General features: G+C 38.2%; 19 protein-coding genes and 1 tRNA gene. 7 read left to right on the top strand and 13 right to left on the bottom strand.

The window, feature by feature from the left end; translation table 11 throughout:
* Positions 1-144: 144 nt before the first annotated feature.
* From ilvA to ACFSQS_RS05760, 8 genes are all read right to left on the bottom strand, one after another.
* Positions 145-1,410, bottom strand: a complete 1,266-nt coding sequence (gene ilvA / locus ACFSQS_RS05795) for a threonine ammonia-lyase IlvA (protein WP_388015520.1) — start codon at positions 1,408-1,410, stop codon at positions 145-147.
* Positions 1,411-1,471: 61 nt separating this feature from the next.
* Positions 1,472-2,947 (bottom strand): ketol-acid reductoisomerase, encoded by a 1,476-nt coding sequence (ilvC, locus tag ACFSQS_RS05790; RefSeq protein WP_388015518.1) that lies wholly within the window; start codon positions 2,945-2,947, stop codon positions 1,472-1,474.
* Between the two features lie 19 nt (positions 2,948-2,966).
* Positions 2,967-3,497, bottom strand: a complete 531-nt coding sequence (ilvN, locus tag ACFSQS_RS05785; protein WP_388015515.1) for an acetolactate synthase small subunit — start codon at positions 3,495-3,497, stop codon at positions 2,967-2,969.
* Between the two features lie 118 nt (positions 3,498-3,615).
* A complete protein-coding gene (gene ilvB, locus ACFSQS_RS05780; RefSeq protein ID WP_388015512.1) occupies positions 3,616-5,349 on the bottom strand; it encodes a biosynthetic-type acetolactate synthase large subunit in 1,734 nt (577 codons plus the stop codon).
* Between the two features lie 48 nt (positions 5,350-5,397).
* The gene (ilvD, locus tag ACFSQS_RS05775; protein ID WP_388015509.1) at positions 5,398-7,083 is read right to left on the bottom strand and encodes a dihydroxy-acid dehydratase; all 1,686 of its coding nucleotides are present in this window, start codon (positions 7,081-7,083) and stop codon (positions 5,398-5,400) included.
* Between the two features lie 460 nt (positions 7,084-7,543).
* On the bottom strand, positions 7,544-7,816 hold the full coding sequence (locus tag ACFSQS_RS05770) for an ArsR/SmtB family transcription factor (protein WP_388015506.1): 273 nt from the start codon (positions 7,814-7,816) through the stop codon (positions 7,544-7,546).
* A gap of 41 nt (positions 7,817-7,857) precedes the next feature.
* Positions 7,858-8,070 (bottom strand): hypothetical protein, encoded by a 213-nt coding sequence (locus ACFSQS_RS05765; RefSeq protein WP_388015504.1) that lies wholly within the window; start codon positions 8,068-8,070, stop codon positions 7,858-7,860.
* Positions 8,039-8,278 carry an SRPBCC family protein gene (locus tag ACFSQS_RS05760; protein ID WP_388015501.1) on the bottom strand — a complete coding sequence of 80 codons (240 nt, stop codon included), beginning with the start codon at positions 8,276-8,278 and terminating at the stop codon, positions 8,039-8,041. The genes ACFSQS_RS05765 and ACFSQS_RS05760 overlap by 32 nt, the downstream gene beginning before the upstream one ends.
* Before the next feature lie 369 nt (positions 8,279-8,647).
* On the opposite strand from ACFSQS_RS05760, the gene trxA reads away from it, so the two are divergent.
* From trxA to ACFSQS_RS05740, 4 genes are all read left to right on the top strand, one after another.
* Positions 8,648-8,965 (top strand): thioredoxin, encoded by a 318-nt coding sequence (trxA, locus tag ACFSQS_RS05755; protein WP_099564750.1) that lies wholly within the window; start codon positions 8,648-8,650, stop codon positions 8,963-8,965.
* A gap of 78 nt (positions 8,966-9,043) precedes the next feature.
* Positions 9,044-9,583: a ClpP family protease gene (locus ACFSQS_RS05750; protein ID WP_388015497.1), complete on the top strand. Its 540-nt coding sequence runs from the start codon at positions 9,044-9,046 to the stop codon at positions 9,581-9,583.
* A 93-nt stretch (positions 9,584-9,676) separates the two neighbouring features.
* On the top strand, positions 9,677-10,606 hold the full coding sequence (locus ACFSQS_RS05745) for a DUF58 domain-containing protein (protein WP_388015494.1): 930 nt from the start codon (positions 9,677-9,679) through the stop codon (positions 10,604-10,606).
* 194 nt (positions 10,607-10,800) lie between these two features.
* Positions 10,801-10,874 (top strand) — tRNA-Asp (locus ACFSQS_RS05740).
* A gap of 355 nt (positions 10,875-11,229) precedes the next feature.
* Here ACFSQS_RS05740 and hppD read toward each other — a convergent pair.
* The 5 genes from hppD to uvrC all read right to left on the bottom strand — a co-directional run bounded on the left by hppD (position 11,230) and on the right by uvrC (position 18,900).
* Complete coding sequence (hppD, locus tag ACFSQS_RS05735) at positions 11,230-12,387, bottom strand: 4-hydroxyphenylpyruvate dioxygenase (protein WP_388015491.1); 1,158 nt, start codon at positions 12,385-12,387, stop codon at positions 11,230-11,232.
* Positions 12,388-12,641: 254 nt separating this feature from the next.
* Complete coding sequence (locus tag ACFSQS_RS05730; RefSeq protein WP_388015488.1) at positions 12,642-13,799, bottom strand: homogentisate 1,2-dioxygenase; 1,158 nt, start codon at positions 13,797-13,799, stop codon at positions 12,642-12,644.
* Positions 13,800-14,053: 254 nt separating this feature from the next.
* Positions 14,054-16,291, bottom strand: a complete 2,238-nt coding sequence (locus tag ACFSQS_RS05725; protein ID WP_388015485.1) for a patatin-like phospholipase family protein — start codon at positions 16,289-16,291, stop codon at positions 14,054-14,056.
* Positions 16,292-16,547: 256 nt separating this feature from the next.
* On the bottom strand, positions 16,548-17,117 hold the full coding sequence (locus tag ACFSQS_RS05720) for a hypothetical protein (RefSeq protein ID WP_311936875.1): 570 nt from the start codon (positions 17,115-17,117) through the stop codon (positions 16,548-16,550).
* Entirely contained in the window at positions 17,107-18,900 is a 1,794-nt protein-coding gene (uvrC, locus tag ACFSQS_RS05715; protein WP_388015481.1) for an excinuclease ABC subunit UvrC, read from the bottom strand. Before uvrC ends, ACFSQS_RS05720 begins: the two co-directional genes overlap by 11 nt.
* A 323-nt stretch (positions 18,901-19,223) precedes the next feature.
* Between uvrC and ACFSQS_RS05710 the strand changes: the two genes are divergently transcribed.
* Genes ACFSQS_RS05710 through ACFSQS_RS05700 form a run of 3 tightly spaced genes read left to right on the top strand, consistent with a single transcriptional unit; the run spans position 19,224 to position 21,522 of the window.
* Positions 19,224-19,646, top strand: coding sequence for an ATP-dependent zinc protease family protein (locus ACFSQS_RS05710; protein ID WP_388015478.1), 423 nt, complete (start codon positions 19,224-19,226; stop codon positions 19,644-19,646).
* A 1-nt stretch (position 19,647) separates the two neighbouring features.
* On the top strand, positions 19,648-20,523 hold the full coding sequence (gene rimK / locus ACFSQS_RS05705; RefSeq protein WP_388015475.1) for a 30S ribosomal protein S6--L-glutamate ligase: 876 nt from the start codon (positions 19,648-19,650) through the stop codon (positions 20,521-20,523).
* A 27-nt stretch (positions 20,524-20,550) separates the two neighbouring features.
* Positions 20,551-21,522 (top strand): succinylglutamate desuccinylase/aspartoacylase family protein, encoded by a 972-nt coding sequence (locus tag ACFSQS_RS05700; protein ID WP_388015472.1) that lies wholly within the window; start codon positions 20,551-20,553, stop codon positions 21,520-21,522.
* Positions 21,523-21,526 lie beyond the last annotated feature (4 nt).

The raw sequence follows: 21,526 nt of genomic DNA, 5'->3' as shown, positions 1-21,526 counted from the left end.
GAACTTGTTTCAGCATCTCATTACTATTTGACAGGTAGCGATTTGCCGATTGAAACCCTAAAGCAATCCCAATAACTATCGAGTCCGGGTTTCGAACAAATTATGTTACATTACCGACAATCATTAAAATGCTTACGATTTAGTTTATACCAAGAACTGAAACAAATCGGGTTTGTTGTTTAAGTAATCGCCGTAAAAATTATGCTGTTTCATTTTGTCAATCAATGGCTGCAGATCAGTCGAAGCTTTTAATTCTATACCAACAACGGCGTATCCGTTTTCTCGATTTGTTTTTTTTGCATATTGAAAATAGGTAATATTATCGCCTTCACCCAAAATATCAACTACAAATTCTTTTAGTGCCCCAGCACGTTGCGGAAACTTGATAATAAAATAATGCTTTAAATTAGTATATAACAAAGCACGTTCTTTAATTTCAGAGGTTCTTGTAATATCGTTATTACTACCGCTAACTATACAGACTACATTCTTGTTTTTTATCTTATTGGTATAATAATCCAAAGCCGAAATACTTAAAGCACCTGCTGGCTCAACAACTATTGCGTCTTTGTTGTACAGGTCTAAAATGGTTTGGCACACCTTACCTTCGGGTATGCAAATCATGTCATCTAGGTTTTGCTTACAAATGGCAAAGTTTAAATCGCCAACACGCTTAACAGCAGCACCGTCAATAAATTTCTCTATATTACCTAAAGTGATAATTTTATTGTTATCTATTGAAGTTGACATAGATGGTGCTCCTTCTGGCTCAACACCAATTATTTTGGTTTGCGGAGACAGTTGCTTAAAAACAGTTGATAAACCTGCTGCTAATCCGCCACCACCAACCGCAACAAATACATAATCAATAGGTTTTGTGGCTTGCTCTAAAATCTCAAGAGCAATGGTGGCTTGTCCTTCAATAACTTTCTTGTCGTTAAAAGGATGAATAAATGTTTTGTTTAATTGTTCGCATTCGGTTTTTGCCAAATGATAAGCATCATCAAAAGTATCGCCTTCTAAAACGATAGAAACATAATCGCCGCCAAACATTTTAACCTGCTCTACTTTTTGGTTTGGTGTGGGTGCTGGCATAAAAATAACTCCCTTTATTTTTAAGAGTTTACAAGATAATGCAACACCTTGGGCATGGTTTCCTGCACTGGCACAGACCACACCGTTCTTGGCTTCTTCTTTAGACAACGAACTTATTTTGTTATAAGCACCTCTAATTTTGTACGACCGAACCTGCTGCAGGTCTTCGCGCTTAAAATAAACTTCAGCTTGATACGCTTCTGAGTATCTAAAACTAAGACTTAAAGGGGTAACTGCCGATACGTTTTTAATGGTATCGGCAGCTTTCTTTATATCACTAATACTAGGAAAATATGTGGTTTTTTCCTGATTCATTAATTGTATTTTAAAAATACCTACAAGGTTTATGGGAAATCTTGCAGGATAAAATTTTATATTAAACTATGGGTTTCATAGCAGTCATTGAGGCTCTCAAGAAAGCACCAACCTTTTCAACGGGGTGGTTTCTTAAAGCTGCATTAACCTCAATTAACCTTGCATTGTCCACACCGTCGCCATTATCGGCGGCATAGGTTTTACCAATAACATCAGTATCAATTTTCTTCATAAAATCTGCTAATAAAGGCTTACAAGCATGATCGAATAAATAGCAACCGTACTCTGCTGTATCAGAGATTACACTATTCATTTCATATAATTTTTTTCTTGCAATGGTGTTGGCTATAAGAGGTGTTTCGTGTAAAGATTCGTAATATGCAGAAGCATCAATTATACCAGACTCTGTCATGGATTCAAAGGCCAACTCCACTCCTGCTCTAACCATGGCTACCATTAGTACTGCATTATCGTAGTATTCTTGCTCTGAAATTTCGACATCGCCTGCAGGTGTTTTTTCGAAAGCAGTTTCAGCAGTTTCAGCTCTCCAGCCCAACAAATCTTTATCATCGTTTGCCCAATCGGCCATCATGCCTGCAGAAAAACGACCTTCAATAATATCGTCCATGTGTTTATGGAATAACGGTCGCATGATGTCTTTTAATTCTTCAGATAATTCAAAGGCTTTTATTTTTGCTGGATTTGAAAGCCTATCCATCATATTGGTAATACCTCCGTATTTTAAACCTTCGGTAATGGTTTCCCATCCATATTGAATTAATTTTGAAGCATAACCGGCATCGATTCCTTTTTCTATCATTTTATCAAAACAAAGGATAGAACCTGTTTGTAACAACCCACAAAGAATGGTTTGTTCGCCCATTAAATCACTTTTCACTTCAGCTATAAAAGACGATGCTAAAACGCCAGCTCTATCGCCACCGGTAGCTACGGCATAGGCTTTAGCTTGTGCCCAACCTTTTCCTTCTGGGTCGTTTTCATCGTGTACTGCTATTAGTGTTGGTACACCAAAACCTCTTTTGTATTCTTCTCTTACCTCGGTGCCCGGGCATTTTGGCGCTACCATAATAACGGTAAGGTCTTTACGGATTTGCATACCTTCTTCAACTATATTAAAACCATGTGAATACGATAGGGTAGCTCCCTGTTTCATTAAAGGCATTACTGTGTTTACAACATTGGTGTGCTGTTTATCTGGGGTTAAGTTTAGCACCAAATCTGCTGTAGGTATGAGTTCTTGGTAAGTGCCAACATTAAAGCCGTTTTCTGTGGCATTTACAAAAGAAGCGCGCTTTTCTGCAATGGCTGCATCGCGCAAGGCGTACGATATGTCTAAACCGGAGTCGCGCATGTTCAACCCTTGGTTTAAGCCTTGGGCACCACAGCCCACTATCACTATTTTTTTTCCTTTTAAAGCGTTTACGCCATCTTCAAACTCAGAAGCATCCATAAACCTACACTTTGCCAATTGGCTTAATTTGTCTCGTAATGAAAGGGTGTTGAAATAATTTCCCATTTTTATTATTATGTTATTATTAGTTATTGAATGCTTTAAGCATTTCGGTTATTTTCATTTCTTCTTTGGTTACGGCTATGCGGCCAGAACGCACAAACTGCATAATACCAAAAGCGTTTAATTCGCGTCGCAACAACTCGATTTCTTGCCTTCTTCCAGATTTTTCTAGTACAAAAAAGGCTTTGTTTACGGTTACAATCCTGGAGTTGCTTTCTTTGATTATGTTCTGGATCTGGGGTTCTTCAAACAACAGGTCCGACTTAATTTTAAACATGCCCGATTCTTGGTAGATGGTTTCTTCCTCGGTATGGTAGTAGGCGCGAATCACTTCAACCTGCTTCTCGAACTGTCCGCTTATTTTTTTGGCTTGGGTTTCTGTGATATTAACCACAATTACAAAACGGTTTACGCCTTCAATCTCTGATTGTGAAGTTGTTAGGCTTTCTATATTGATGTGTCTGCGCTGAAAGATGGCAGATATACGATTTAATAAACCGATGGTGTTTTCAGTGTAAATTGAAAATGTAAATGTTTTTATGTCGTCGTTCATTTTTAAAAAGATATTAGAAAAAATATGAGAGAGAAAAGATTGCCAAATGATTTAGTTAGCCTCTTTTTTTTACATTCAACTTTTTTCTTTGTTCTATTTTTATTTTTAGTATTCAAAATTAGCTTAAACGGATATCTGAAACCGATGCTCCTGAGGGAATCATAGGAAACACGTTGTCTTCTTTTTCTACACAAACCTCTAAGAAATAGGATTCTTTTGATGCTATCATTTCTTTAACAGCTTCAGCCAGTTCTTCGCGCTTAACAACTTTTCTGGCTTTAATGTAATAGCCTTCTGCAATGGCTATAAAATTTGGGTTTGTCATTTCGGTAGAAGCATAGCGTTTATCGAAAAACAACTGTTGCCACTGGCGTACCATACCTAAAAACTCGTTATTTAACACAACTATTTTAACTGCTGCTTTTTGCTGAAAAATAGTTCCCAGTTCTTGGATGTTCATTTGAAAACCACCATCGCCAATAATAGCAACAACCTCGCGTTCTGGCGCTGCCATTTTTGCGCCTATGGCTGCTGGTAGCGCAAAGCCCATAGTACCTAAACCGCCCGATGTGATGTTACTTTTTGATTTATTGAATTCTGAGTAGCGACAAGCTATCATTTGATGCTGGCCAACATCTGAAACAATAGCGGCGTTACCCTTGCTTTGTATGTTTATCTCTTTTAAAACCTCGCCCATTGTTAAGCCTTCTTTGGTTGGGTTAAGGTCTTTGTTTATAACTTTATCGTATTCAATGGTATATAAATCTTTAAATTCTTGAAGCCAAGACTTATGGGAGTTTTGTTTTAATAATGGCAGTAATGCAGCTAAACTCTCTTTAGAGTTGCCCAAAACGGCCACATCTGCGTACACATTTTTATTAACTTCAGCTGGGTCTATTTCAAAATGAACTACTTTAGCTTGTTTGGCATAGGTGCTTAGATCTCCTGTTACGCGATCGTCAAAACGCATCCCGATAGCGATTAGTAGATCGCATTCGTTTGTTAACTTGTTTGGGGCATAATTACCGTGCATACCAACCATACCAACATTTAATGGGTGCGACGTTGGCAATGCCGAAGCCCCCATAATGGTCCAAGCCGCAGGAATACCTGCTTTTTCTATAACAGCTTTTAATTCTGCCTCGGCCTGTCCTAAAATTACACCTTGGCCCCATACTATCATTGGCTTTTTAGCGGCATTAATTAATGCTGCAGCTGCTTCCACAGATTCCAGACTTGTTTTTGGTACGGGATTATAGCTGCGTACTCCTGTACATTTTTCGTAAGTAAAATCAAGCTCTCCAAATTGGGCATCTTTTGTAATATCGATTAGTACTGGCCCTGGCCTTCCGCTTTTAGCAATGTAAAAAGCTTTAGCTAAAACCTCAGGAATCTCTGATGCTTTGGTTACCTGATGGTTCCATTTGGTAACCGGAGTAGAGATACCAACAATATCGGTTTCTTGAAATGCATCGCTACCTAATAGATGCGAGGGCACTTGCCCTGTAATACAAACCAAGGGAGTAGAATCTATTTGCGCATCGGCAATACCGGTAATTAAATTTGTTGCTCCCGGGCCAGAAGTAGCCATGGCCACTCCAACACGACCGGAAATTCTGGCGTAACCTTGGGCGGCGTGGGCAGCACCTTGTTCGTGGCGCGTTAAAACGTGATGGATTTCGTTTCTGTATTTAAACAACTCGTCGTAAACAGGCATAATGGCGCCTCCTGGATATCCGTAAAGAATATCTACACCTTCTGCTATTAAACTTCTTACTATAGCCTCGCAACCTGTAATGCGCTCGCTTGCTTGCTCTAAATACTTTGCTTTTGTCATGGTTTTTGTTTCCATAAATTACGATTAATAAGACTTCCGTTTTCACGGAAATATAAATTGTTTTTAAAACGCATCCGTTACACAGCCTTTAGATGCCGATGCTACTGTTTTTGCGTATTTATATAATATTCCTTTGTTGTGCTTGAGTTTTGGGGCTTTCCAGTTGGCTTTTCTTTGCGCCAGTTCTTCATCTGAAAGCAAGACGTTAATCGAGTTATCTTCTGCACTAATCCTTATTTTATCTCCTGTTTTAATAAGTCCAATATTCCCACCAGATTGAGCTTCTGGTGTTATGTGCCCAACCACAAAGCCGTGTGTACCGCCAGAAAAACGGCCATCTGTAATTAAAGCTACAGATTTTCCTAAGCCTGCGCCCATTATCAAAGATGTTGGCTTTAGCATTTCTGGCATACCGGGACCACCTTTTGGACCTACGTAACGAATAACGACAACGTCTCCTTTTTCAACTTCACCGTTTGAAATACCTGTGTTTGCGGCTTGTTCGCTATCGTAAACCACAGCTTTACCTTCAAACAGCAAGCCTTCGTTTCCTGATATTTTGGCCACGGCACCTTCAGTAGCTAGGTTTCCGTGGAGGATTTGAATATTCCCTGAAGATTTTAATGCTTTATCTTTGGGATAGATTACATCTTGCTCGTCTTCAAAAGTAAGGGGCTCTACATCTTTTAAGTTTTCGGCCAGGGTTTTTCCGGTAACAGTTAGGCAGTCGCCATGCAAATAACCGTTATCGAGTAAATACTTCATTACAGCTGGTGTACCCCCAATACCGTGAACGTCTTCCATAAGGTATTTTCCAGAAGGTTTTAAGTCGGCAATTAAGGGTGTTCTGTCGCTAACACGCTGAAAATCTTCAAGCGTAAAATCTATATCTGCCGCATGTGCAATGGCTAAAAAGTGTAGTACCGCATTGGTTGAGCCTCCTAATGCATTTACAAGAGCAATGGCGTTTTCAATAGATTTTTTAGAAATTATATCTAATGGTTTTAGGTCTAATTCCAATAGATTTTTAATAGCTCTTGCTGTTCTTTCGCTTTCCGACAATTTATTTGGGTTTTCTGCCGGAATAGAAGAATTGTATGGCAGAGAAAAGCCCATACACTCTATGGCCGAAGCCATGGTGTTTGCGGTGTACATGCCACCACAGGCTCCAGCACCTGGGATAGCTCTTTTTATGATTTCCCTGTATTCTTCTTCATCTATTTCGCCTGCTACTTTTTGCCCTAAAGCCTCAAAAGCCGAAACGATATTTAGTTTTTTTCCTTTATAATTTCCAGAAGCTATGGTGCCGCCATACATCATAATTGAAGGACGGTTTAAACGTAACATCGCAATAACAGCACCCGGCATATTTTTATCGCATCCAACAACAGAGACCAATGCATCGTAACTTTGTGCATTCATAACGGTTTCTATGGAATCTGAAATAACATCACGAGATACCAACGAATAGTTCATACCGGGAGTTCCCATTGAAATGCCATCGCTAACGCCTATGGTATTAAACCCTAAGCCAACCAATCCTGCTATTTTAGCTTCAATTTTTACTTCAGCCGCCAAATTGTTTAGGTGCATATTGCATGGGTTACCATCGTACCCGGTGCTTGCAATGCCCACTTGGGCTTTATGCATATCTTCATCTGTTAGACCAACCGCATATAACATGGCCTGTGATGCCGGTTGCGATTCGTCTTGTGTTAACCTTCTACTGTATTTGTTAAGTTTATTCATGTTATTACAAAAAATACGCTTTAATTCTATATTAATAAAAATACTCTTGTTGTTTAATAATTTGTACAAATAATGTACAGTACCCTTAAAAAAGGCTACGAAATTAATTTATTACATTTTCAATTCTGTTTTTCTCTGTTTTTCAAGTTTAAATCCAGCGCCCGTAAAATTAGATTAAAAAACTGATTTACTGATGTTTAAAACGCATTTTTTATGATGTTCAAAACCATTAAATATTAATAAAAAAGATTACCGAAAAAGATATTATTGCCTTTTGCATTATCTTAGCAATACAGCATATGGTTTGTTGTTTAAAAAAACATATAAAACCTTAGGCCACAAGGCTATAGGCCAAACAAATTTTTGTTAATAAGCTTTAGAAGATATTTTAACTGCAGAACCAAGCATGAGGCTTGCGTGTTTAAGATAGCCTAATATTAAAAGAAAAACAGAAACACATTTAAGTTTTATTATCAAAATAATTACCTAAATTACCCAGTTTATCATCCCAGAATTGCTCGTAAAACTCGAGCCATTGGCTTATTTCCTCAAGCGGTTTAGGGTTTGCATTACAGAAACGTTCGCGCCCTTGGGCATCTATATTAACCAACCCAACAGCTTTTAATGTTTTGATATGTTTGGTAACACCTTGGCGTGTTATTTTAAATTGATTTTGAAATTTGAGTAATAGACAATACTGAGTTAGCAAAAACCAAGGCATGTAAAATTTCACGCCTTGTTGGATCTGCTATGGCTTTAAAAAGTTTGGTGATTTTATCCTGCATTAACTTCTTCTTTTAAATAGCTTGCAAAACCAGAAATGCAATTATCCCGACCACCGTTAAAACTTTCGAACATGGAAATGGCGGTTGCGCCTGGGTAATTAGAAATATTGGAATGCTTTAAAGTTAGCTTTGTAGCTTCAAGTTTCCATTTAACGGTGGTTTCAACGTAGCTACCGCCTACTATCAATGTGTAATCTAGCACGTACGGGTTTGCTTTTTTTACTTGCGCCACTAATTGTGGCGCAACCCTTTTTGTTGGACGGCGAGGTAAAGGTATATTGGTATCTGGGTTCAGCTTTAAAATCGGCCGGAATAAACCAACTTGAGATTTCTTCGGCTTTTGTAATGGCACTCCAAACCACATCGATATTGTGATTTAGCATGGTTTCTTTTTTAATGACATCATTCATAATTGTTTGTTTTTTTGATTAATATGCAACTTTACGGTTGCTAAATTCAAGTGCCATATGGAGTTCTGCATTGCGCAAGGGATAGAAGCGGCATCCTTTTTTGTGCTAAACCATTTGTTTAACTGATGTTGAGGTTAAAAATATTTGGATAATTTTAATGAAATACTAAATTAAATTGAGCACAAAAAAGATATAGCGGATAGCCCGACCTCCCGAAGTATCGGGAGTGGTTGCGCCCTAAAAAAAACAGAAATAACATTAGCCAATATAGTTATAAGTAAAACAAATTGTTGGTTTGTAAGCTTTAGAATTTTTTTTGACTAAATTTGTAAATAAATTAAAAAATAAACCAGATTAAAATATAAAATTATGGCATTAGAAATAACAGATGCAACGTTTGAAGAAACAGTTTTAAAGAGCGATAAGCCTGTATTGGTTGACTTTTGGGCAGCTTGGTGCGGACCATGCAGAATGGTGGGTCCAATTATTGAGGAAATTAGCGGCGAGTACGATGGTAAAGCTGTTGTGGGTAAAGTAGATGTTGATGCAAATCAAGAGTTTGCTGCAAAATACGGTGTGCGCAACATACCAACTGTTTTGGTTTTTCAAAACGGGGAAGTTGTTGGAAGACAGGTTGGTGTAGCACCAAAGAATGCTTATACTGAAGCTATTGATGCGCTTTTATAACATATAATTTAAAAGAAAAATGAAAAGGTTTGCCATTTATGGCAAACCTTTTTTTATTTTAGGAAAAAAATAAAAATTATGAGCAAAAACAAAGTCCAGGATGCAATAGACAGCAAATTAATTGAAGCACGCAAAGTTTTTTTATGGGGACAGGTTGACGACGATTCTGCTAAACACGTGATAGACAGACTGTTGTATTTGGATGCTTTGGAAACTAAGGATATCCATTTATACATTAATAGCCCCGGTGGTTATGTAACCTCTGGTTTTGCTATTTATGATTGTATGAAATCTTTAAACAGCGAGGTTTCAACAATATGTACTGGTTTGGCGGCATCTATGGGGTCTATTTTACTGTCGGCCGGCGAAAAAGGCAAACGTTTTATACAGCCACATGCGCGTGTAATGATACATCAACCAAGTGGTGGTGCGCGTGGACAGGCTTCGAACATAGAAATTCAAGCCAAGGAAATTATTAAAACCAAAGAACTTGGAGCACAAATTTTAGCTGATAATTGCGGACAGGCGTTTGATAAAATAATGAAGGATTTTAATCGCGATTATTGGATGGGTGCTGAAGAATCGGTTGCTTATGGGATAGTTGATGCGGTTATTTAGAAAATAGAAGATAGAGAAGAGAAAAAGAAGAATTTTGAGTTTTTTTAGTCTTGTTTCTTGACTCTAACAGCGAAGCGGTCTAACATCTTAAAAATGGATTTACAGCACGAACTTAATAAAGCCAGTAGTTTTAAAAACCTGGAATTACTAGCAAAACAAGTGGTAGAAGGCTTTATTGCAGGCATGCATAAAAGTCCGTTTCATGGATTTTCGGCAGAATTTGCCGAACATAAAATTTACAACCAAGGCGAAAGCACAAGGCATATTGATTGGAAACTATTCGCAAAAACCGACAAATTATACACCAAACGCTACGATGACGAAACCAATTTGCGCTGCCACATTATTGTAGATAATAGCAGCTCGATGCATTATCCTGAAATGGATAGCTTTTCAATAGATAATCTCAATAAAATAGGGTTTTCTGCCTTGGCTTCGGCAGCGTTAATGCATATGCTAAAAAAACAACGCGATGCTGTGGGCTTAAGTATTTATAGCGATAATTACGATTTTTATGCCCCAGAAAAAGGAAGCGAACGCCACCACCAGATGTTGTTAAACCAACTTAGCAATGTTGCTGTTTCTAAATCTTTACACAAGACTACCGAAACCTACAAGCATTTACATTTAATTGCTGAAAAAATACATAGGCGTTCAATGATTTTTTTGTTTACCGATATGTTTCAAACTTCTGAAGACGACACTAAACTATTTGAAGCCTTACGCCATTTAAAATATAACAAACACGAGGTTATTTTATTTCATGTGATTGATAAAGACAAAGAACTGAAGTTCGATTTTAGCAACAAGCCTAAGCGGTTTATTGATTTAGAAACTGGAGAGCACATTAATTTATATGCCGATTCTATTAAAGACAATTACCAGAAAGCCGTAAGCAACTATTTTGAGGCTTTACGCTTAAAATGTGCACAGTACAAAATTAAATATGTTGAAGCAGACATAAACAACCATTTTAATGATGTGCTAACCACCTATATGTTGGAACGTCAAAAATTTGCTTAAAAACCCAAGCATTTTCCCTACCCGCTTTACTAACCAAAAACAATAACTAATTAGCTATAAAACAAGCACTTATAAAAGTATCATTTGTTTATTAATTTTAACACGGTGTTTTTTTGTAAATATTTTTAAAAAAACTCAAAAAAGATTTGAGATATAAAAAAAGGCGTGTATATTTGCAACCGCAATAATGCAACGGTCTGGTAGTTCAGTTGGTTAGAATGTCGCCCTGTCACGGCGAAGGTCGCGGGTTCGAGTCCCGTCCAGACCGCTAAATCCCGAAAAGCATCGGGAGCAAAAAAAAGCTCTGAGAAATTAGGGCTTTTTTTGTATTTGGAAGACGTTGTGTTGTTCCCAAAGATAATTTGGGACGTAGTTATACCAAAGTTAATTTGGTATTCCAATGAGAAGCTTTCCTTTTTTCTGCGAAGAAGATTGGGATGCTTTTTTGTTTTAGGCCTTTTGTACTCTTTTAAAATTGTTTTTTATGGATATTGGCCCAAGCTGCACTATGGAGCCTACAGTGTGTTATTTTGGTTTTCTGTTTCCGTACTAATCGCTATTTTGGTTTAGAAATAAAAACACAGTTCATTTAGCTAATCAACAATAATTTAATAGCATCCTTTTTAAAGCGTGCCTCTTTGTGCTTGTTCGCGCTCAATAGACTCGAAAAGCGCCTTAAAATTTCCGGCACCAAAACCGCGTGCGCCCATACGCTGAATAATTTCAAAAAACAGCGTTGGCCTGTCTTGTACGGGTTTGGTAAATATTTGCAGTAAATAACCTTCTTCGTCGGCATCAATCATAATGCCCAGGCTTTTTAGGGTTTCAATATCTTCTTTTAATTCATGGCTGTGTTCTTCCAAACGCCCAGGAACTGCTTTGTAATAGGCCTCTGGTGGGGTTGATAAAAACTCAATGCCTCTCGCTCTCAATTGAGATACGGTATTGATGATATCGTCTGTCGCTACAGCAATATGCTGTACACCTGCGCCTTCGTAAAAATCGAGGTATTCTTCTATTTGCGATTTTTTTTTGCCTTTTGCCGGTTCGTTTATGGGGAATTTTATACGGCCGTTGCCATTGCTCATCACTTTGCTCATTAGTGCGGAGTATTCGGTATGGATTTGTTTATCGTCAAACGATAAAAAGTTTTCAAAGCCCATAACGTCTTCGTACCATTTTACCCAGGTATTCATTTGTCCCCAACCTACATTTCCAACCATGTGATCGATATATTTTAAGCCCACTGGAGTTGGGTTGTAATCTGATTTCCATGCGCGGAACCCCGGTAAAAACGTACCGTTATAGTTTTTGCGCTCTACAAATATGTGCACGGTTTCGCCGTAGGTGTAAATACCTGCTCGAATTACTTCTCCGTGTTCGTCTTTTTCAACGGTTGGTTCCATATACGGTTTAGCGCCGCGGCTTGTGGTTTCTTGGTAAGATTTTCTGGCATCGTTAACCCAAAGGGCTATAACTTTTACGCCATCGCCATGTTTTACAATATGGTGGTTTATTTTAGATTTACTGTTTAGCGGCGTGGTTAAAACCAAGCGTATTTTATCTTGTTTTAGCACGTAGCTTACCGTGTTTTTCGAGCCGGTTTCCAAGCCTTTATAAGCGTAAGATTGAAACCCAAATGCGGTTTTATAAAAGTGCGCGGCTTGTTTGGCGTTGCCCACGTATATCTCTACATAGTCTGTTCCTAAAAGCGGCAGGAAATCTTGTGCGCCTTCAAAGATTTTTTCTAAACCGTAGTTTACTGATTTTATGTTTTTCATTACTAAGCCCCTCTTAGTCTCCTCATTTCGACTGCGCTCAACGCAGCCTTGGGGAGAAACTCAATTCGGGTAATTGAGTGTTTTGTTTTGATGAAGCTATTGCCTTGGCAAATAGGCTTAGCCCTGATTGAACGGCATGTTTGAGCTCGTTGAGGCACGAAACAGCGAGTAGTGAAAGCGGGAAATAGCTTCGAATAATTATTTTAATGAACATTCTGGTTGATGAGATTCCGAAACAAGTTCGGAATGACAATTTACTCAAGCCATGATTTATGATAATCGTCATCGGCTATTTTCATGGCCTCTTCGGTTACCATTAGGGGTTTAAAGGTATCGACCATAACGGCCAGCTCGTCGGTTTTTGTTTTGCCGATACTGCGCTCTGCGGCTCCGGGGTGCGGCCCGTGCGGAATACCTGCGGGATGCAATGAGATATGGCCTGCCTCGATATCGTTTCGGCTCATAAAATCGCCATCGACGTAATACAGCACCTCGTCGCTATCGATGTTGCTGTGGTTGTATGGCGCGGGGATGGACTGCGGATGGTAATCGTACAAACGCGGTACAAAACTGCACACCACAAAGGCATCGGTTTCGAAGGTTTGGTGCACCGGTGGTGGTTGGTGGATACGCCCTGTTATGGGCTCGAAATCGTGAATTGAAAAGGCGTACGGGTAATTATAGCCATCGTACCCCACCACATCGAAGGGGTGCGATGCGTAAACCATTTCAATAATATCGTCTTGTTTTTTTACTTTGATTAAAAAGTCGCCGTTTTCGTTATAGGTTTCCAGTTCTTGAGGCTGGCGGATATCGCGCTCGCAAAATGGTGAGTGCTCTAATAATTGGCCGAACCAATTGCGGTAGCGTTTTGGGGTGTAAATGGGGCGACGGGACTCGACAATAAACAGTCGGTTATCTTCGGTATAGAAATCTATTTTGTAAATAATGCCTCGTGGAACCAACAAGTAATCGCCGTATTTAAAATCGAGATTTCCCAACATGGTACGTAATTTGCCGGTGCCTCTGTGGATGAAAATAAGCTCGTCGGCATCGGTGTTTTTATAAAAATAATCTTGTGTGGATTGTTTTGGTGCTGCCAAAATAATGGCGCAATCGCTATTGATTAATATGGTTTTTCGGCTTTTTAAAAAATCATCTTCGGGTTTTACTTGAAAGCCTTTTAGACGATACGATTTTAAATTGTTCTTTAGCGCTATTTTTGGCGCCACACTGTATTGTTTTTTTATTTCCTTTACCTGTGTGGGGCGCTGCTCGTGGTAGCTGTTTGTGGACATGCCATCGAACCCAATGGTGCCAAAAAGCTGCTCGTAATACAAGCTGCCGTTTGGTTTTTTGAATTGGGTGTGGCGCTTATGCGGAATGTTTCCCAGTTTATGATAAAAAGGCATGTTTTTTAATATTAAATGTTGAATATAAAAAGTAAAAAGCTATAAGGCTTTATAACGAAAACTCAAATAAAGATAATGAATTTATAAAGATTCCTGCCTTACTGAAACAAGTTTGGCACAGGTAGCAGGAATAACAATGCACTCTCACTCAGGATTTCTCTTGATGAGATAGTGTAGAAATAACAATAAGTCTTTCCAAAAAATATTCATACTGTTACAAATTTCGTAAAAAACAACGACTTTAAAAAACCTGTTTAAAACCAAAACCCGAGGTTAAAAAACCAAACGCCCTGTTTGGCTTCGGGCGAATAGCTATACTTGGCCTGTATGGGCCCAATAAAGGTATCTATGGCGTAACCCAATGCATAGCCGCGGTAGTCTGGTAGCGTTAACCACTCTCCTGTATCGAAAATATCGTCGTCAACATTGGCCCAATTGCCTTCAAAAGTTATGTATTGATTTTTAAACAGTTGGTAATTGGCGCTTAAGGTTGCTTTAACGAAACTATTTCCTGTTAGAGACACAAAATCGTAACCTAAAAATGGCATAAAATTATTGACAAAATTATTGCCATATCCGCCAAGGGCAAAATCTAGGGATTGGGTTGATTTGTCGCCTATTTTAAAACCGCCGCTGGTTTTTAAATTAAACGCCAATTTATCTGATACACTAAAGGCATATCCCATATCGGCTTTGGCTATCGAGAAATCGTCAAAGTCTCCGTTAAAATTTGAAGCTAACAAATACATGTGCAAATCGCCATTAAAATACACCCCGTGTTTGGGAAAGTATTTATTATCGAAGGTATCTAGTTTTAAGGTGCCGAAAACGCTAAAATAGTCGGTGTTTTCGAAAACGAATTCGTTATTGTTTGTTGTTACGGTTTCAGATTTTATTTCTAAACGTTTGTGTTCTGCGCCAATGCTAAAGGCAAAATCTTTTTTTATGAGTGTTTGCAAATAAAACTGGTTGGTCTGGTCTTGAAAATCGATATCTATTTTGTTTAGCCCCGTGGTTGCAATTTGGTTGTCATCAAAAAACAATTGGGCATTTACGTTTTTATGAAATTGATTAAACCGCGACCTAAAACCTATGCTCCAATAAAATCCTTTATCGATTAAATACTCGAATTTGTAGCGCACGTTATCACCAAAAACCAAATCTAAAGATGCCATATCGTTATCAAAAAACAATCTTTTTTTGGTAACATTAACCAGTGCTGCGCTTTTGTATAAATTATCGTAATGCAGTCCTAATTTTAAAAAGGTAGTAATATGGGTTTCTTTAACGGTTGCGCTTAAATCGTACCCATCGTTATACATCGATTTGCTAAATTGGTACTGAAACGCATCAAAATTATTGGTCGCTATAAGGTTGTTAACGCCTTTGTAAAAGTCTTTAAACGTTATTTTTTCGTTCAATTTCAACCTTAGTTTTCCCAAAATATAAGCTCGTGTGTATTTTTCGTTTCCGGAAAGCGCAACCGAATTTATCCTAATGGAATCTTGTGTATGCAGTTTTACCTTGAACTTTGGTTTATTGCTGTCGTATTTAGCCAAATCTTTTAAGGCGTAGGCTTTTGCTTGTGCTGCGGTTATGCCCCGTTTTATAATTTTTTCGCCCTCGCTAAAAGACACCACCGTAAAGCCTGCAATATCTGGTTTAATGTAAATATCGGTTTTCGGAACCTTTTTTTTCATGTCGCTAATGGTTCTAAAATTGTTTATTTGCAGCAACACATCGGGGGCAGATATTAATTCTTCTCTAGTACTTAAGCCATCTTGCACATCAACGCCAATAATTATGTCCATGCCTTTAGCTTTGAGCTCGTCAATGGGGTAATTGTTTACCACTCCACCATCGATTAACACTTGATTGTTTATGATTACAGGTTGAAATAAGGACGGAAACGCGCCGCTTGCCATTACAGATTGGGTTAAGTTGCCTTGATCCAGCATAACAGCTTCGCCAGTTTCAATATTTGTACCAATACAGAAAAACGGAATGGGCAGTTTGCTAAAATCGTTAATATCACTTACATGCAATGTTAATTTAGAGAGCAAACTGTAAGTATTTTGCCCTCTTGAAAGTGCAGACGGAAATTTAATTTTAAACTTATCGAAGGGCAAGGTTATGGCATATCTCTCAGAGTTATTGCGTTCGTAAAAGGCTTTGGAAGAGCGCGGTAAATCGTCGCTTATAATGTTATCGAAATCTACTTCATTAAAAATGGAATCCAATTGGTTTCCAGAATACCCCGAGGCGTACAACGCCCCAATAATTGCACCCATACTTGTACCGGCAACATAGTCTATTTTAACGCCCAAACTATCTATAACTTTAAGTACGCCAATATGTGCGAGCCCTTTTGCGCCACCGCCACTTAACACCAAACCAACTTTTACATCGTGCTTTTTGGTGCCTTTGGTTTGCGCTTTCGCGGAAAACAAAGCGATTAGAAGTAGGGCTAATATGATTGCTGTTTTGTTCAAGTTTTGTTTCTTTTTGTCATGTCGAAATGAGGCACGATTGAGACATCTCATTATGCCTATTGATTATGGGATTTCTCCTTTCGTCGAAATGACAAGGTTTATAAATAATATAGTTGTTTTTTTATTCAAGTTATTGATTGTGTTTTTAATTTTTTGCTACGATACCGCTCGTTTGTAACGTGTGGCGGTTTGATTTTTTTTGTAAGCACTCGTTGCAAACGAACGTTAGCTGTTTAGAGGTTTGTTATCGTTCTTTTTATTTCAGTTTCTTATATTCATCTCTGTACTTCCAAGTTCTTCCATCTAAAAAAACGAATAATAATGCTGCACCAGACCTATGGTTAGAAGCATCAAAAATTAAATTTTCGTTCGTTGATAGTGTTATTCGAGTTCTTTTTATATCGATTGCCCCAAATAGATATGGTATCAACAAAAATCCTGTGTTTTTATTTTTCAGATAGAAATATCCATCTTTTTTAAACTTTCCTTTTAAAGTTCTTTCTCTAAAAACCTTATCATTTTCCAGATAACTAATTTTAATACTTTTATGGTTGAGGCATTTTAATTCAAAATGATACCTTTTTAATGTGTCTAATTTTAATGTGTCTTTTAAAAGCTTTCGATCTATTTCTCTTAGGAAATTATTATGCTCCCATCGTTTCTTTTTAATACTATCAAAATTAATATTTGTTGCTTCATATTTTCCATTTAATTTATCGAGACTGCTCTCAGTTAAAAAACCTGGATTAGTAACATCTTTTTGAAATGTAGCACAACTCTGGACTAATAAAACTAGAATTATTATTTTTAAAATTTTACTTCCCATTATAATAATTATAAACCTTCTCTGCCCGCGACACGCCAACCACAGCTTCCAACTCGTCCAATTTGGCATTGGCAACCCGTTTAGCCGATTTAAAATGCCTTAATAGCTCGACAACCGTTTTTTCGCCAATGCCAGCAATGGTTTCAAGCTCTGTATTTAATGCGGTTTTACTGCGTTTGTTTCTATGGTGTTCGATACCAAAACGGTGCGCTTCGTTACGCAGTTGCTGTATAATTTTTAGGGTTTCGCTTTTTTTATCTAAATATAAGGGAATTGGATCGTCTGGATAAAATAATTCTTCCAAACGTTTTGCAATGCCGATAATCGCTATTTTCCCTCTTAAATTTAAAGCATCCAAACTTTTTAATGACGACGAGAGTTGCCCTTTTCCGCCATCAATAATAATTAGCTGTGGCAAGGGTTGGTTTTCGTCCAACAAGCGTTTGTACCGCCGATACACCACTTCTTCCATCGATGCGAAATCGTCTGGGCCTTCAACGGTTTTTATGTTAAAATGACGGTAATCTTTTTTACTGGGTTTTCCGTTTTTAAAAACCACACAAGCCGCCACGGGATGTGTGCCTTGAATGTTGCTATTATCGAAACACTCGATGTGCCGCGGTTCTTCAGATAATCGTAAATCGGCTTTCATTTGTGCCATAATCCGGTTTACGTGCCTATCGGGATCTACGATTTTATCTTGTTTAAAACGCTCCATTCTAAAGTATTTGGCGTTGCGCAACGATAAATCCAATATGTGTTTTTTATCGCCCAATTTTGGCACGGTAACTTTAACAGCCTCGCCCAAATTCACTTTAAAAGGTACATAAATTTCTTTTGATTTTGAATGGAAACGTTGCCGTATTTCGGTAATGGCCAATTCTAAAAGCTGCTGGTCGGTTTCGTCCAATTTCTTTTTAATTTCCAAGGTGTGCGACCGGATGATGGAGCCGTAAGACAGTTGCAGAAAATTGATATAACCGTAACTCTCGTCGCTCATTATGGAAAACACATCAACATTGCTAATTTTAGGATTTACAATGGTGGATTTTGCTTGGTAATTTTCCAGTACCTCTATTTTTTCTTTTATTTTTTGAGCGTCTTCAAATTGCATTTTTTTAGCAAATTGTTTCATTTGCACTCGAAATTGCTGTAATGAATCTTTAAAATTTCCTTTTAAAATTTCTCGAATGGCTTTTATGTTTTCGTTGTATTCGGCCTCGGTTTCCAAACCTTCACAAGCGCCTTTGCAGTTCCCTAAATGGTATTCTAAACAGACTTTATATTTGCCGGCTTGTATTTTTTCTTCGGATAAATGATAGCTGCACGTGCGTAAATTATAGAGGCCTTTTATTAAATCCAACAGTGTTGAAACGGTTTTCATGCTGGTGTAGGGACCAAAATATTCGCCACCATCTTTAAATACGCGTCGGGTTGAAAACACTCTGGGAAAACGCTCTTTTTTTATGCAAATCCACGGGTACGATTTGTCGTCTTTCAGCAGCACATTGTAGCGTGGTTTGTGTTTTTTAATCAGGTTGTTTTCGAGCAATAAAGCATCGGTTTCGGTATCGACCACAATGTGTTTTATGTTGGCTATTTTTTTTACCAGTACTCGGGTTTTGCCATTGTCGTGTGTTTTGGTAAAATAGGAACTGACCCTTTTTTTTAGGTTTTTGGCCTTTCCTACGTAAATAATGGTGCCATCGGCATCAAAATATTGATACACACCGGGAGCATTTGGTAAGGTTTTTAATTGTATGTCTAGTGTAGGTTTACTCATTTTCCCAAAGGTAATTATTTTAATTTTTTAGGACTGAAAATACAATTATATAAATGTGTTAAACTTTTAATGTAAAATGGTTTTTTGGAATAACTAATTTACTACCTTGCGCCACTTTTTAAAAAATTTAAATAACAAAAGACGGTTGATAGTTGATTGAAGTTATTGCGATGACAAACAAGGTTTTAACTTACGATTGAGCACTGAAAACCGCGGACTAACCCGCGTTAGGGATTGCAGAGGAAAGCCCACAGCGAGGCACGAGCGAGGACTTGAAACGGAAAGCCCGACCTTTAGGTAACGCCCAAATTATAAATAAAAAAATGACCAAAAAAATTATAGGACGTACAGATATTGTAGATTTCCCGAAACTGGGCTTGCACAATATTGATGTAAAAATTGATACCGGTGCTTACACATCGGCGATACATTGCTCCGAGATTATTGAAGAGGGCGAAAGCCTGCGATGTATTTTTAACAGCGAGGTGCACAAAAACTTTGGTAAAACCGAAATTGTGTTTAATGAGTTTTGGCGCACCAATGTAAAAAGCAGTAATGGTTTTAAGGAAAATAGGTATAAAATAAAGTCGGAAGTTATATTTTTTGGAAAGTGTTACAAGATTAACTTAACTTTAAGCACGCGCGAGGACATGAAGTTCCCGGTGCTTATTGGGAGACAGTTTTTAAAACGCAAATTTTTGGTGGATGTGGATGTTGAAAATGTGTCCTTTAATTTAAAAAAGTAGAATGAATATAGTAATACTCTCTAGAAATGTGCATTTATACTCGACCCAACGTTTGGTTGAAGAAGGCGAAAAGCGCGGGCATAAAGTTGAAGTGATTGATCCTTTGAAATGCGATATTATAATAGAGCGCGAAAAACCCACCATATATTATAAGGACAGATATTTGGATTATGTTGATGCGATAATACCAAGAATTGGTGCTTCGGTAACCTTTTATGGATGCGCCGTGGTGCGACAATTTGAGGAAATGGGTGTGTTTACCATTGTAACCTCTGATGCCATACAGCGCTCCAGGGATAAACTGCGAAGTTTACAACGCTTAAGTAAAGCGGGAATTGGTATGCCAAAAACCGTTTTTACCAATTACTCGCGCGATGTGGAAGAGGTTATAGAACATGTTGGAGGTACGCCGGTAATTATAAAATTACTGGAAGGTACGCAGGGTTTGGGTGTGGTATTGGCCGAAACCAAAAATGCGGCCGAATCGGTTTTAGAGGCCTTTAATGGCTTGCAGGCCCGTGTTATTGTTCAGGAATTTATTAAAGAGGCCAAAGGTGCCGATATAAGGGCGTTGTTGGTTGACGGACAAGTGGTTGGTGCGATGAAGCGCCAAGGAAAGGAAGGCGAGTTTAGGTCTAATTTACACCGTGGCGGATCGGCAAATATTATAAAACTGGACCACGACGAGCTTAAATTGGCCATGAATGCCTCTAAGGCTTTAAAGCTTCCGGTTTGTGGGGTTGATATGTTGCAATCGGCACGCGGGCCATTGCTTTTAGAAGTGAACTCAACACCTGGTTTAGAGGGTATTGAAGGCGCTACCGGACGCAACATTGCCAAATCTATTATAACTTTTATTGAACGAAACAGACGCTAATTTGTTTTAATAATAGATATTTAATTTATGAATACCGAAACCAATATACTTAACATTTTAGGCGAACAAATAAAACTGGGAGAACGCAAAGAAGTAAATTTTGATGTTGCTAACCTACACACGGCATCGGCAATTAATGTGCCCATTATTATAGAACGCTCAAAAAAACCCGGGCCAACGGTTTTATTTACGGCCGGCATACATGGCGATGAAGTAAATGGTGTTGAAATTGTAAGGCAGCTTATTGCCAAAGGCATTAACAAACCAAAGTCTGGTACTGTTATTTGCATGCCCATTATCAATATTTTCGGGTTTATAAATTTAAAACGGGAATTCCCCGATGGACGCGATTTAAACCGGGTATTCCCAGGGTCAAAAAACGGGTCGTTGGCCAGTAGGGTAGCCCACAAACTCATAACAGAAATTGTGCCGCATGCAGATTATATTATAGATTTCCATACGGGCAGTTCCGGTCGTTTTAATGCGCCTCAATTACGCATTGTAAAACACAACCAACAACTTCGTGGCTTAGCTAAGGTTTTTGGCGCACCCTTTGTTTTATACTCAAAAAACTTAAATAAATCGTTTAGAACTGTCTGTAATAAATTAGGAAAGCCTTTGCTGCTTTTTGAAGGCGGTAAATCGTTTCACATAGACAATATTGTAACCAATACAGGTGTTAACGGCGCTAAGCGCATACTGTTTTATTTAGGTATGTTAAGCTCGAAGTTTAAAGTATCTACACCTAAAAAAGATTGTGTTTTTATAGAGGAAAGCAAATGGATTCGGGCTAAGTTATCGGGCATGTTCAAAGCGTCTGTTAAAATTAATGCCAAAGTTGAAAAAGGTGATTTGTTAGGTAATATAACCGATCCCTACGGCAAGATGAATTATTTTGTTAAAGCTGATTATTCTGGGTATATTATTAACGTAAACGAATCGCCGGTGGTTTATCAAGGTGATGCGCTTTTTCATATTACCAAAAAATTAATACGCTAAAACA

The sequence above is a fragment of the Gelatiniphilus marinus genome (assembly GCF_042684345.1).
Classification (GTDB): Bacteria; Bacteroidota; Bacteroidia; order Flavobacteriales; family Flavobacteriaceae; genus Gelatiniphilus; species Gelatiniphilus marinus.
Note: the sequence above shows the minus strand (reverse complement) of the source record. Positions and strands in the feature narration are given on the sequence as shown.